At 58.5% G+C, this 212-nt stretch carries 1 pseudogene; it reads right to left on the bottom strand.

Annotation, left to right across the window (positions count from 1 at the left end):
• A pseudogene (locus tag SB764_RS45375) lies at nucleotides 1-212 on the bottom strand (electron transfer flavoprotein subunit alpha/FixB family protein); the annotation flags it as partial.

The raw sequence follows: 212 nt of genomic DNA, 5'->3' as shown, positions 1-212 counted from the left end.
GGCGTAACGTTTTTACCGCTTGCCGTAGCAGGCGCGAGAATATGCGAGTAGTTCTTCGCTAAGGAAAGCACCGTCGCTTCGACGTTTTCCGCGAGACTGTGTTCGAGTTGCGGCGCATCGGCGAGGAGCACCTTCGAAACGCCGACGATTTTCGCCGCTGCATCCGCAGCCGCTTTCGCGTTGTGGCCAGCAATCAGCACATGCACATCGCC

The sequence above is a fragment of the Paraburkholderia sp. SIMBA_027 genome, assembly GCF_046535315.1.
Classification (GTDB): domain Bacteria; phylum Pseudomonadota; class Gammaproteobacteria; order Burkholderiales; family Burkholderiaceae; genus Paraburkholderia; species Paraburkholderia tropica.
This window is presented reverse-complemented; position numbering and strand designations above follow the sequence as displayed.